Consider the following 13,547-nt stretch of genomic DNA (forward strand, 5'->3'; position numbering starts at 1 on the left):
AATTATCTCTTTTTAATTGTTGTCTTTTTGGTTACAGCCTTTTTAGTCGCAGTCTTTTTGGCTGATGTTTTTTTGGCGGGAGATTTTTTCTCAATTAATTCATGAACTTGCGTCAACGTCAATTTTTCAGCATCAATGTCTTTACTCAATTCGATTTTTATTTTCCCTTTAGTAATAATTGATCGACCCCAACGTGCTTTCTCTACCTTTATTCCTTCGGCTTTCCAATCATGGATTACTTTATCAATTTCTTTTTGTTGTTTATCTTCAATCAACTCATTTAAATCTGTCTGTGCTAATTTATCAAAATTGTATTTTTTACTTACATTGATAAACATCCCGTTCCATTTAATAAAAGGTCCGAAACGCCCCACTCCTTTTTGAATAGGTAATCCTTCATAGGTTCCAATAGGAGCATCAGCTTGATTTTTTTCATCAATTAACTCTTGAGCTCTTTCCAAAGAGACGTCTAATGGGTCTTCCCCTTTTGGCAAGGAAATAAATATTTTTCCGAAACGAACATAGGGTCCGAAACGACCATTATTCACTTCTAATTCTTCTCCTTTATATATACCCAAATTTTTGGGTAACAAAAACAAGTTCAATGCATCTTCTAGAGTAATCGTTCCGATGTTCTGTTCTGTCCCTAAACTGGCAAATTGTTTATTTTCATCATCGATATCACCAATCTGTGCCATTGGACCAAACTTACCTAAACGAACAGAAACCGGTTTACCTGTTTTTGGATCATTACCCAAAATTCTTTCTCCGCTTTCTCTATCCGCATTTTCTTCTACATCTAATACATTCGGATGAAAATGATTGTAAAAATCACGCATCATTTTTGTCCAATCTTCATTTCCTATAGCAATTTCATCAAAATCCTGTTCCACTTTGGCAGTAAAATTATAATCTAAAATGGTAGCAAAATTTTTAACCAAAAAGTCATTTACAATTATTCCAATATCTGTTGGCACTAATTTTCCTTTATCTGACCCACTATTTTCAGAAAGAACTACTGATTTAATGTCACTTCCTTTTAATGTTATTTGGTTGTATTTTCGTTCTTGTCCTTCAAAATTACCTTTTTCAACATAATTTCTGTTGATAATGGTAGAAATAGTTGGAGCATAGGTTGACGGACGACCAATACCAAGTTCTTCCAATTTCTTCACTAAGGAAGCTTCTGTATATCGAGCACCCGGTCTTGAAAAACGTTCTGTTGCCGTGATTGAATTATTTATCAATTTCTCATTCACTTTCATGGCGGGCAAAATTCCTTCTTGTTCTTCTTCGTCATCGTCGCTACCTTCTAAATAAACTTTTAAAAAACCTTCAAACTTGATTACTTCTCCGGTTGCAGAAAAATGTTCGGAATGATAATTCGCTTCTATTTTAACATTCGTACGTTCCAATTCGGCATCACTCATTTGAGAGGCCAAGGTTCTTTTCCAAATTAAATCATACAACCTTGCTTGATCTCTGTCAATGTTTAAGGTATGCTTCGACATATCCGTTGGACGAATAGCTTCGTGTGCCTCTTGAGCTCCTTTGGATTTATTTGTAAAGTTTCTAGGCTTACTGAATTCTTTTCCATAGGAACGTGTAATTTCAGCCTGTGCAGCAACCATAGCTTCCTGAGAAAGGTTCACACTATCCGTTCTCATATAAGTAATATGTCCGGCTTCATATAAACGTTGAGCTATTTGCATCGTAATTCCAACCGGTAAATATAATTTACGAGCGGCTTCTTGTTGCAAAGTTGAAGTTGTGAAAGGAGCTGCAGGTGTTTTTTTAGTTGGTTTAGTTTCTAATTCCGACAACTTATAAGTAGAACCAATATTTTTTTGAAGAAAATCCTCTGCTTCTTTTTTAGTCGAGAAGTTTTTGGACAACTTAGCTTTTACTATTTTTCCTGCCTCAGTTGAAAATTCAGCCGAAACACTATAGGATGCGAGGGCTTTAAAATCTTGAATTTCACGTTCCCGTTCCACAATAAGTCTCACAGAAACAGATTGCACTCTTCCGGCAGAAAGTCCCCCTTTTACTTTTTTCCAAAGTACAGGCGACAATTCGTAACCTACTAATCGATCTAAAACTCTTCGTGCCTGTTGAGCATTAACTAAATTATAATCTATTCCTCGTGGATTTTCAATTGCTTTTTGAATGGCAGATTTAGTAATTTCATGAAAAACAATACGTTTAGTTTTTTTTGGATCTAATTTTAATTCTTCGGCTAAATGCCAAGAAATAGCTTCTCCCTCGCGGTCTTCATCACTTGCTAACCAAACCATTTCAGCACTTTTAGCTAATGTTCTCAGTTTGCTTACCAACGCCTTTTTTTCTGGAGAAACTTCGTATTTAGGTCTAAAATCATTTTCGACATCAACTCCAATTTCTTTCGAAGGAAGGTCGGCAATGTGACCATAACTGGACTCAACCTGAAAATCACTTCCCAAAAATTTTTCGATGGTTTTTGCTTTTGCAGGTGACTCAACGATTACTAAATTCTTTGCCATGTACGTTTTTGTTTGGTGACAAAAGTATGGTTTTTTTTTAATTATTAATTTTTGAAAAATAAAAACCAAATTTTAACTCGTCAATACAATCAAATTTTTGTTAAACTACAACTGCCATCTTGTCAGATTTTGATTTTTAGTATTATCTTTGCTAACAGATTTTAGACAAATTTGATTATGGGGAAGACAATTGAAGAAAACAAGCAAGGTACAAGCTTAGTTTTAGAACAAAAAGAAAGCAATAAGAAAAAACTATTTATAGAAAGTTACGGTTGTGCGATGAATTTTTCGGACAGTGAAATTGTAGCTTCTATATTAAATGAACAAGGATATAATACAACTCAAAATCTTGAAGAAGCTGATTTGGTTTTAGTCAACACTTGTTCCATCCGGGATAAAGCAGAGCAAACCATTCGCAAACGATTGGAAAAATACAATGCCGTTAAAAAAATTAACCCAAGCATGAAAGTTGGCGTGTTGGGTTGCATGGCGGAACGATTAAAAAGTCAGTTTTTAGAAGAAGAAAAGATTGTAGACATGGTTGTTGGACCAGATGCCTACAAAGATATTCCTAATTTATTGAAGGAAGTAGAAGAAGGCCGAGATGCTATCAATGTAATTCTATCAAAAGATGAAACTTATGGTGATATTTCTCCAGTTCGACTCAATAGTAATGGCGTAAACGCTTTTGTTTCTATCACACGAGGTTGCGATAATATGTGTACGTTTTGTGTAGTACCATTCACTCGCGGTCGTGAACGTAGTCGAGAACCTCAAAGTATTTTACAAGAAATAAATGATTTATGGAGTAAAGGATTTAAGGAAGTTTGCCTTTTAGGTCAAAATGTTGACAGTTACCTTTGGTATGGTGGCGGACTGAAAAAAGATTATGAAAAGGCATCCGCTATGGAAAAAGCCACCGCAGTTGATTTTGCTCAATTACTGGAAATGTGTGCTATACAATTTCCTAAAATGCGTTTTCGTTTTTCTACTTCAAATCCACAAGATATGCATGAAGAAGTTTTGCATGTAATTGCAAAATACTACAATGTCTGCAACTACATTCACCTACCCGTTCAAAGCGGAAGTACAAGGATTTTGACCGCTATGAATCGTCAGCATACCCGAGAAGAATATATTGCTTTGATTGACAAGATTAAAATGATAATTCCAAATTGTTCTATTTCACAAGATATGATAACCGGATTTCCGACGGAAACAGAAGAAGATCATCAAGACACTTTATCATTAATGAAATATGTAAAATATGATTTCGGTTATATGTTTGCTTATTCTGAAAGACCGGGAACATTAGCCGCCAGAAAACTGGAAGATGATGTGCCTGAAGAATTAAAAAAACGGCGATTACAAGAAATTGTTGATTTACAACAAGAATTATCTTTGGAGAGAACAAAGCGATTTGTAGGTCAAACAGTTGAAATTTTAATTGAAAAAGAGTCTAAAAAATCATCGGCTCATTGGAGTGGAAGAAATTCTGAAAATACAGTGGCAGTTTTTCCAAAAGAAAATTACAAAGTAGGTGATTTTGTTTTGGTAAAAATAAACGATTGTACAACAGCAACTTTGATTGGTGAAGCGGTTGGATATTCTGAAGTGATGAATTAATTTTTGTTTCAGGTTTCAGGTTTCAAGTTAATACCAAAACTTGAAACCTCAAACTTGAAACCTCAAACTTGAAACCTGAAACTTGAAACCTGAAACTTGAAACCTGAAATAAAACATGGAATCCGTACAAGCAATAAAACAACGGTTTGAAATTATCGGAAATGATCCGAAACTAAATCGTGCCATTGAAAAAGCTATTCAAGTGGCTCCAACCGACATTTCAGTATTAGTTACCGGAGAAAGTGGTGTTGGAAAAGAAAGTATTCCTAAAATCATACATTCCCTCTCGCACAGAAAGCATGGCAAATATATTGCCGTAAACTGCGGGGCTATTCCGGAAGGAACTATAGACAGTGAGTTATTCGGACATGAAAAAGGCTCGTTTACCGGTGCTACAGGAGCACGCGATGGCTATTTTGAAGTAGCCGATGGTGGAACTATCTTTTTAGATGAAGTAGGCGAATTACCTTTAACCACTCAAGTACGATTACTTCGCGTTTTAGAAAATGGTGAATTTATAAAAGTCGGTTCCTCTCAAGTACAAAAAACAAATGTTCGTATAGTAGCTGCTACAAACGTAAATATGTTTGCCGCCATTGAAAAAGGAAAATTCCGTGAAGATTTATTTTACCGATTGAGCACGGTTGACATCCCTTTGCCCCCTTTACGGGAACGAAAAGAAGATATTCATTTATTATTTCGAAAATTTGCTGCTGATTTTGCTCAGAAATATAAAATGCCCGCCATTAAATTAGATGACAATGCCGTTGATTTATTGCTTAAATACCGATGGAGTGGAAACATTCGTCAGTTACGAAATATTGCAGAACAAATCTCTGTATTAGAAACAAATAGAAACATTTCTTATCAATCGTTATATTCCTATTTACCTCAGGAAGTCTCTAATTTACCGGCATTAGTAAAGGATAAAAAATCTGAAAGTGATTTTAGTAATGAACGTGAAATTTTATACAAAGTGCTTTTCGACATGAAAAGTGACTTAAACGATTTGAAAAAACTCACGTTAGAACTGATGCAAAATGGCAGTTCTAAAGTACAGGAAGCAAATAAAAATTTAATTCAAAAAATTTACGGTCAAAAAGAAGATACCGAAATCGACTTTGAAGAACCCAGAACTGATGTTATTTCGTCACAAAATCTTTCACAACAAGTTGAATTTGATGATGACGACGATCAAAACTATTTATTTGCAGAAACAGTCGAAGAAGAAGAAACATTGCGATTAGATGCAAAAGAAATTGAACTCATCAAAAAAGCCTTAGAAAGAAACAAAGGGAAACGTAAAGCGGCTGCGGATGAATTAGGAATTTCTGAACGAACATTATACCGAAAAATTAAACAGTTTGATTTGTAAAAAAATATGAAAAATTCCATTCAATTTTGTTTATTGATAATTATTTTGTTTTCCATAAACGGTTGCAAATATTATAATTTTACCGGCACAGGAAAAATTGATGCTAATACATTTCAGGTTAATTATTTTCAGAATAATGCCGAATTAATTGAACCTGGAATAGAACGAGATTTCACCTTAGCATTACAAGATTTGATTCAAAATCAAACCAATTTAAGTCTAACAAATTCGGGTGGAGATTTAATTTATGAAGGCGAAATTACCGGTTTTAGAATTTCTCCGATGACAGCTACTGCTGATCAAAAAACAGCTCAAAACCGTTTAACCATGACCGTCAACGTGCGGTTTACCAATACAAAAAAAGAAGAAGATAATTTTGAAAAACCTTTTACTTTTTTTCATGATTATCCGGCAAGTAGTCAACTGGTTGGAAGCACTTTACAAGCTGCTAAAGATGACATTTTTGAACGCATTACACAAGATATTTTTAATGCCTCTTTAGCAAAATGGTAGTTTTTAGTTTTAAATTGCCAGGTATTTTTAATTTTTTCTAACTTTGAATATAAATCTAAAAGTTAACCAATAACAAAATTTGAATTTATCCGAATACACATATCTGCTCAATAACCCGAATGCGGTAAATGAAAAACAAGCCAAGGCATTAGAAACTGTGGTTGACAATTTTCCTTTCTTTCAAAGTGCTCGTGCCTTATATTTAAAAGGCTTATACAACCAAGACAGTTATAAATACAACTTTGCATTAAAGCAAACCGCTGCTCACACAACTGATCGAAGTGTTTTATTTGACTTCATTACATCAGATGAATTTACTATCATTGAAAAAGATATTTATGAGCAAAAATTGGCTCAACTCATGGGTATTGAAGTTGTTGAAAGCAATATTGGTTATGCTATTTTCACTGAAACCAATAACGTCATTGAAATTCAGGATTTTGAAGAATCCACTTTACCGACTATAGAATTTGAACCAATTGCAGATATTGAATTTGTAAAAGTGGAAGAGCTAGAAACTAATGTAAATGATAGCGAACTTGAAGAAAAAATAATACCGGTAGAAATAGTAAATGAGGTAATTTCTGTTGACATAACAAAGGACAAGCAAATTGCTGAAGAAAAATTACAACTTGGAAAACCCATTTCGTTTACTCAAAACGAGCAACATTCTTTTCAGGAATGGTTACAATTAGCAAGTATTAATCCAATTGAGAGAAAAACTGAGGTTACAAAACCTTTATTTTCGGCAAAACCAATAGAAAAAGAAGATCAAAAAGCAGAAAATATTTCAGATAAACAAAAGAAATTAGAAATTATTGACAAGTTTATTGAAACAAATCCCAAAATAACTCCTTCACGAGAAGTTGTTGAAACACCAGTGAAATCTATCGAAATTAGTGATACAACACACTTAATGACTGAAACATTAGCTCGAGTTTATTTAGAACAAAAAAAATTTTCAAAAGCAATTCAAGCTTATGAAATATTAATTTTGAAATATCCGGAAAAAAGTATTTTCTTTGCAGACCGAATTAAAGACATTAAAATTTTACAACAAAATAATCAATAGCAATGGGATTTTCAGTTTTTTTAGTATTAATAACAGTAGTATGTTTTTTACTTATCGTAGTAATTATGGTTCAAAACCCTAAAGGTGGCGGTTTATCATCTACTTTTGGCAGTTCACAACAAATAGGTGGCGTTCAAAAAACAACCGATTTTTTAGATAAAAGCACTTGGACATTAGGCATTATCTTGATTGCATTAATTATGCTTTCAAGTTTAGCTTTTAATGATGGTGATGGAACAGTTAAAATTGACAAAAGTTCTGCACCGGCTACTACAGAAGCAGCAAAACCTGCTACTACTCCGGCACCCGTAGAATCGACACCGGCTGAAACAACACCAAAACCAGAATAATATTATTTATTTATATAGAAAAAATCCCGGTAACTCGGGATTTTTTTTTGAATCTCTTTTATTTGAATTCACTGAAAAAATGTCAGTTACTAGCAATTGGCATAATTTCTGACTAATAGTAAAGCATTAAATTTAATTAAATTAAAAATAAATATTTATGTCAGTAAACATTAAACCCCTTTCAGATCGCGTTTTAGTGGAACCGGCAGCAGCCGAAACAACCACTGCATCAGGAATTATTATTCCGGACACTGCTAAAGAGAAACCTCAACGAGGAACAGTTGTCGCTGTTGGAAACGGCAAAAAAGATTATACCATGACCGTAAAAGTTGGTGACACCGTTCTATATGGCAAATATGCCGGAACAGATTTAAAATTAGAAGGCAAAGATTTCCTAATCATGCGTGAGGATGACATCCTTGCAATAATTTAGCAATAAGCTTTAAGCAGTAAGCCTTAGTCAAAAAAAGCAATGATTAAATGAAAAACTTCAAAAATTACGAAATTTGGGATTTAAGTCACCAGTTTACACTTGATATCTATCAATTAACCTCAACTTATCCGAAAGAAGAAATTTATGGAATTATGAGTCAAATTAGAAGAGCATCGGCCTCAATTCCAACAAACATAAGTGAAGGTTGCGGAAGAGACTCAGATAAAGAATTCAATCATTTTCAAAATATAGCTTTTGGTTTTGCTAGCGAATCGGAATATCTTCTAACATTATCAAGAGATTTGAATTACATTTCTAATGAAACTTTTGAAAGTTTAGACAATCAGATAATTATAATAAAAAAAGTAAAATTTACAAATTAAAAGAAAAACTTAACAGCTAAAACTTAAGCATTAAGCTTAAATCCTATAGCATAAAGAATAAAATTATGGCAAAAGATATTAAATTTGATATAGAAGCACGTGACGGTTTAAAACGTGGTGTAGATGCATTAGCTAATGCAGTAAAAGTAACTTTAGGTCCAAAAGGACGTAATGTAACCATCAGTAAATCATTCGGAGGTCCAACAGTGACTAAAGATGGTGTAACGGTTGCCAAAGAGGTAGAATTAAAAGATCCTTTGGAAAATATGGGAGCTCAAATGGTGAAAGAAGTTGCTTCTAAAACCAACGATTTAGCCGGTGACGGAACAACTACTGCTACAGTTTTAGCTCAAGCTATCGTAAAAGAAGGTTTGAAAAACGTAGCTGCGGGTGCAAATCCAATGGATTTAAAAAGAGGAATTGACAAAGCAGTAGAAGCCATTGTCGCTGATTTAGGCAAACAAGCCAAAGAAGTTGGCAGTTCTACAGAAAAAATCAAACAAATTGCCTCTATTTCAGCAAATAATGACGAAGTAATTGGTGAGTTAATCGCTACGGCATTTGGAAAGGTAGGTAAAGAAGGAGTTATAACAGTTGAAGAAGCAAAAGGAACAGATACTTATGTGGATGTTGTGGAAGGAATGCAGTTTGACAGAGGTTATTTATCCCCGTACTTTGTTACGAACCCTGAAAAAATGAATGTAGAATTAGATAATCCATACATTTTATTATATGATAAGAAAGTTTCTTCCTTGAAAGAATTATTACCTGTTTTAGAACCGGTAGCACAATCAGGAAAACCACTTTTAATTATTGCTGAAGATGTTGATGGGGAAGCACTTTCAACCTTGGTCGTAAACAAATTACGTGGAGCCTTAAAAATTGCAGCAGTAAAAGCTCCGGGATTTGGCGACAGAAGAAAAGCCATGTTAGAAGACATCGCTATTTTAACTGGAGGAACCGTTATTGCTGAAGAAAGTGGATACACATTGGAAAATGCAACGTTGGAAATGTTGGGAACTGCTGAAAAAGTGACTATCGACAAAGACAATACTACCCTAGTGAACGGAGCAGGAAATGGTGACATGATTAAAAATCGTGTCAACCAAATCAAATCACAAATGGAAACAACCACCTCAGATTATGACCGTGAAAAATTACAAGAGCGATTAGCAAAATTAGCCGGTGGCGTTGCGGTTCTTTATGTAGGGGCTGCTTCGGAAGTAGAAATGAAAGAGAAAAAAGACCGTGTTGACGATGCTTTACACGCCACTAGAGCAGCCGTTGAAGAAGGGATTGTTGCCGGTGGTGGTGTCGCATTATTAAGAGCCAAAAATGCCTTAGCATCTTTAAAAGCGGACAATGCAGATGAAGCAACCGGAATTCAAATTGTTTCTCGTGCGGTGGAATCGCCATTGCGAACCATAGTTGAAAATGCAGGATTAGAAGGTTCTGTTGTAGTAGCAAAAGTAGCCGAAGGAAAAGGTAATTTTGGATACAATGCTAAAACTGATGAATACGTTGATATGCTAAAAGCTGGAATTATCGACCCGAAGAAAGTAACTCGTGTAGCATTAGAAAATGCCGCTTCAGTTGCCGGAATGATTTTAACGACCGAATGTGCTTTAGTCGATATTAAAGAAGAAAATGCCGGAGGTGGAATGCCAATGGGTGGCGGAATGCCGGGAATGATGTAGCTTTCTAATTACAATCCAACTATAAATAATCCGTCATGAATTTGTTCGTGGCGGATTTTTATTTTATTAAATACTCAAATTCTGAAAAATTGAAAATGAAACCGTATGATTCATAATATCATTTCCCGCACTTGTGTTGATATACTGATTCAAATAACCCAACTCAATTCTGGTTTGTTCCTTAAATTTTATTCCTAAACCGATGAAAAGTCGGTTCTGATCAAACAATTTGGAATTGATTTTATTTTTTCCAATGTTTAAGAAAACTTCCGATTGAATAACTCCATACAACGCATTATTGGAATTTTTAAAATTCATCAAATAAATCAAATTTCTATTTAAATAGCGAAATCTATTTTGATAATGTGTAGCGACGACATCAGTGTTTTCATTTTCAATTCCTAATCTATCTACAAATCGTTGTTCAAGTCGAAATCGATGATTCATTAAATTTTTATTTTCCTTCCAATTATGATTGTAAATTAGTTGTTGCCATATTCTGTTTTCATTAAAGTAATCATCAAAAGTTGGATTATATGTTGTAATGAAACCATATCCTACAGCTAAATTTACTTTAGAATTAATATGATAAACTGCCCCAACCCGAAATAAATTTTGACGACTTAATTTCAACTCATCATCTAAACGAAATTGTGCTTCTGCATGAATTCCAACTTTTTCCGACATTTTTATTTGTCCTACATATGCAAACCAATTGGCTTGATCCTCCATAGGATTTTGAGAAAATGAATGAATTGAAATTAAACCTAACAAAAGCATGGTTAACTTTTTGCAAATCATAAGACATTTTTAAATTTATTGTTTCCTTTCAAACTTACAACAGCCGTGTAAGTCATTATAAGCTTCGTCCGTTGCTTTTACTTTTTCTGTATCGTGACCTACTTTTGCCACCGCTTCATGAACTTGATCTAGTGTGGTTTTAGTCTCATCTAAAACTAAATGCAAATCTTGGTGATCGATATGCCAAACGGCAGACTTCACTCCTTTGACAGACAAGGCTGCTTTTTCGATACGTTTTTTACACATCGCACAATTACCATTTACTTCAATGTCATATTTAGCATTTTTGTTTTTCTTTTCCTGAGCATTTAGGGAAACCCCTATCATTAAAACCATTAGTGTTACAATTATATTTTTCATTTTTATATTCATTTATGTGATTACTATTTATTAATTATTTTGAAGTGTTTTGCTATTTGGCACTTTTCTGAGAACTATCATTCAGAACGCTGAACACTATAAAATAATGTACTTGCGGTGGGTATAATTTAGAACAAATAATTAATTAATTCTCCACCTCAATCCTGCATAATACATCGCTCCAAATACCGGACCATAAATCATACTACTATCAAAAAAATCACCAAAAGGGTCTGTCGCAGCAATAATGGCATTAGGTTGGCGATAATTATTCATGTTCTCACCTCCAACATAAATTTCAAAATTTGAACTGAATACTTTAGTCACCTGAGCATTTAGCGTAAAAAAAGCTGGAGCCATAGTATTCCACTGAAATTCTGACGGATTTCCGGTTGACACCGGCATACGCTGTTTCCCTAACCAATTATAGGTGGCGTCAAATTTCCATTGATTTCCATTATCCTTTGTATTTGTTTCATATGCCAAATTGGTAAAAAATCGGTGTCTAGGTTGCAATACCCGTTGATCTAATCCGATCGAGTTAGTGTTTCGAACATCATAAAATTTATAAGAATTCCTCCATTCCATATGTTTTGCTGGTGTGATATTAAAATCCAATTGCAAACTCTTGGCAAATGACTTTCCGTTTAGATTATAAAAATTTACTTGTTGTGTGGAAGCGTCTAAATCAATCACCACCTGATTTTGAAAATCGGTTCGATATAAGTCTAAACCAATCTCTGCATCTTTACCGAGAATTTTAAATTTTTGTAAAAAACTCAGCCCATAATTCCAAGCGATTTCTGGATCCAAATTATAAAATCCATTATCCCCTTGAGGCAAAGTGGGTAACACAAAAGTACGATTGGAAGCAAATAAATTTTGATTTTCCATAAATACATTGGCTAATCTTTTGCCTCTTCCTATTGACGCTCTTAGGGTTGTTTGTTCTGCCGGCTGAAATCTAATATGTGCTCTAGGGGTAAAAAAAGCTCCTAATCTGTTGCTATAATCTGCTCTACCCCCAAGCGTATAACTCAAATCATCATTATTATTGTAACTGTATTCAAAAAAAGCACCTGCACCGATATCAGTTCGAGAAAAATCATTAAATTGATATAATTCTTCAAATCGGTCCCACTGAAATGAAGCACCCGTGGTAAATTTATGTAATGTATTACTAATAATAGTGGCAAAAAGCAGATTACTGTACCAACTTTGGTGACGTACAAAATAATCTCTATTGCCATAATATCCATCCTGACGATAATCCGTGAATTGGTTTTGAAAACCGATACTTTGATAATCCATATCAGGAAAAACATACCCGACTTTTGCACTAGCTAAAAACTGACGCGTATTAATTTCAGAACCCCAAAACGGATTGACAGATCTAGGAATACTTGGATCAAACGCTACTTGACCAGATTGTTTCTCATCAATAAAAAAACGCCATTTGAATTCTGCAGAAATACCTTTTTTTCCACAAATACCATACTTCCATTGATTCATTACATTAATTTGACGCATTAATGGATTGTCTAAGAATCCATCTTTATTCATATCGTTTTTTTCATTACGGAAATTACCGTGCACCAAAACACCTGTAGCCCAATGCTCGTTTAAAATAGTGTGATAGTGCGTGTTTAGTTCATAACGACCGCCCATTGCTCCAAAAACATTGATAAAAATGGTAGGTTCTTCAACTGGTTTTAAAAACTCATAATTAATTTGCCCTGAAATACTTTCATAGCCATTGATAACGCTTCCGGCACCTTTAGTAATTTGTATACTATGAACCCAAGGGCCAGGAATATATGAAAGTCCGGAATATTGTGACCCGCCTCTTAATCCAAGAATATTTTCCTCTGTCATGGTAATATAAGGACTGGTTAGACCTAGGATCCTGATTTGTCTGGTCCCGGAAACTGCATCAGAAAAATTCACATCAATACTGGGGTTCGTTTCAAAACTCTCCGAAAGGTTACAACACGCCGCCTTGGTTAATTCCTTGGCAGTCATGGTTTGTACATTGGCTGTAGAGCCAAGATTTCTTTGAAGTGAGCTTTTCAATTTTGTGAGCGTTACTTCATCTAAAGTAGTGTCAAATTCTAAATTTTGAGTAATTGATTTGGGTTCAGTAATTGTTAAGTAAATAGTTTTAAAACCTACATAACTGATTACTAAAACCGAATTTTCGGCAGTAAAAGGAATCGAAAAATTTCCTTTGTCATCTGAAACAGCACCGATTTGTGTGTTTTGCCAATAAATATTTGCTCCTTGAAGCGGTTGATTATTATCGTATATTATTTTACCGGTTACTTTTTCTTGAGAAAAAAGCACTGTAGAAAACAATAAAAATAATGAAATTATAAGTTGTTTTTTCATTAAAAATGATTTTAAATTAAACATAATTTT

Annotated in this window: 12 protein-coding genes; 8 read left to right on the top strand and 4 right to left on the bottom strand. The window is 34.2% G+C overall.

Annotated elements, in window-relative coordinates:
* Positions 1-2 precede the first annotated feature (2 nt).
* Positions 3-2,519 carry a type I DNA topoisomerase gene (gene topA, locus ACIQ2Z_RS01375; protein ID WP_396182373.1) on the bottom strand — a complete coding sequence of 839 codons (2,517 nt, stop codon included), beginning with the start codon at positions 2,517-2,519 and terminating at the stop codon, positions 3-5.
* A gap of 177 nt (positions 2,520-2,696) precedes the next feature.
* On the opposite strand from topA, the gene miaB reads away from it, so the two are divergent.
* From miaB to groL, 8 genes are all read left to right on the top strand, one after another.
* Positions 2,697-4,145, top strand: coding sequence for a tRNA (N6-isopentenyl adenosine(37)-C2)-methylthiotransferase MiaB (gene miaB, locus ACIQ2Z_RS01380; protein WP_396182374.1), 1,449 nt, complete (start codon positions 2,697-2,699; stop codon positions 4,143-4,145).
* 115 nt (positions 4,146-4,260) lie between these two features.
* Positions 4,261-5,520, top strand: a complete 1,260-nt coding sequence (locus ACIQ2Z_RS01385; protein WP_396182375.1) for a sigma-54 interaction domain-containing protein — start codon at positions 4,261-4,263, stop codon at positions 5,518-5,520.
* 6 nt (positions 5,521-5,526) lie between these two features.
* A complete protein-coding gene (locus ACIQ2Z_RS01390; protein ID WP_396182376.1) occupies positions 5,527-6,033 on the top strand; it encodes an LptE family protein in 507 nt (168 codons plus the stop codon).
* A gap of 79 nt (positions 6,034-6,112) precedes the next feature.
* On the top strand, positions 6,113-7,105 hold the full coding sequence (locus tag ACIQ2Z_RS01395; protein WP_396182377.1) for a tetratricopeptide repeat protein: 993 nt from the start codon (positions 6,113-6,115) through the stop codon (positions 7,103-7,105).
* A 2-nt stretch (positions 7,106-7,107) separates the two neighbouring features.
* Positions 7,108-7,455: a preprotein translocase subunit SecG gene (secG, locus tag ACIQ2Z_RS01400; RefSeq protein WP_396182378.1), complete on the top strand. Its 348-nt coding sequence runs from the start codon at positions 7,108-7,110 to the stop codon at positions 7,453-7,455.
* A 157-nt stretch (positions 7,456-7,612) separates the two neighbouring features.
* Positions 7,613-7,888, top strand: a complete 276-nt coding sequence (gene groES, locus ACIQ2Z_RS01405; RefSeq protein ID WP_396182379.1) for a co-chaperone GroES — start codon at positions 7,613-7,615, stop codon at positions 7,886-7,888.
* Between the two features lie 47 nt (positions 7,889-7,935).
* Positions 7,936-8,271 (top strand): four helix bundle protein, encoded by a 336-nt coding sequence (locus tag ACIQ2Z_RS01410; RefSeq protein WP_396182380.1) that lies wholly within the window; start codon positions 7,936-7,938, stop codon positions 8,269-8,271.
* Between the two features lie 65 nt (positions 8,272-8,336).
* A complete protein-coding gene (gene groL / locus ACIQ2Z_RS01415) occupies positions 8,337-9,968 on the top strand; it encodes a chaperonin GroEL (RefSeq protein WP_396182381.1) in 1,632 nt (543 codons plus the stop codon).
* A 66-nt stretch (positions 9,969-10,034) separates the two neighbouring features.
* On the opposite strand, the gene ACIQ2Z_RS01420 is transcribed toward groL, so the two are convergent.
* The 3 genes from ACIQ2Z_RS01420 to ACIQ2Z_RS01430 form a co-directional block, all read right to left on the bottom strand.
* On the bottom strand, positions 10,035-10,769 hold the full coding sequence (locus ACIQ2Z_RS01420) for a DUF2490 domain-containing protein (protein WP_396182382.1): 735 nt from the start codon (positions 10,767-10,769) through the stop codon (positions 10,035-10,037).
* A 15-nt stretch (positions 10,770-10,784) separates the two neighbouring features.
* Positions 10,785-11,129 carry a heavy-metal-associated domain-containing protein gene (locus ACIQ2Z_RS01425; RefSeq protein WP_396182383.1) on the bottom strand — a complete coding sequence of 115 codons (345 nt, stop codon included), beginning with the start codon at positions 11,127-11,129 and terminating at the stop codon, positions 10,785-10,787.
* Between the two features lie 141 nt (positions 11,130-11,270).
* Positions 11,271-13,517: a TonB-dependent receptor domain-containing protein gene (locus ACIQ2Z_RS01430; RefSeq protein ID WP_396182384.1), complete on the bottom strand. Its 2,247-nt coding sequence runs from the start codon at positions 13,515-13,517 to the stop codon at positions 11,271-11,273.
* Positions 13,518-13,547 lie beyond the last annotated feature (30 nt).

The organism is Flavobacterium sp. (assembly GCF_044361015.1).
In the GTDB taxonomy this organism is placed as follows: domain Bacteria; phylum Bacteroidota; class Bacteroidia; order Flavobacteriales; family Flavobacteriaceae; genus Flavobacterium.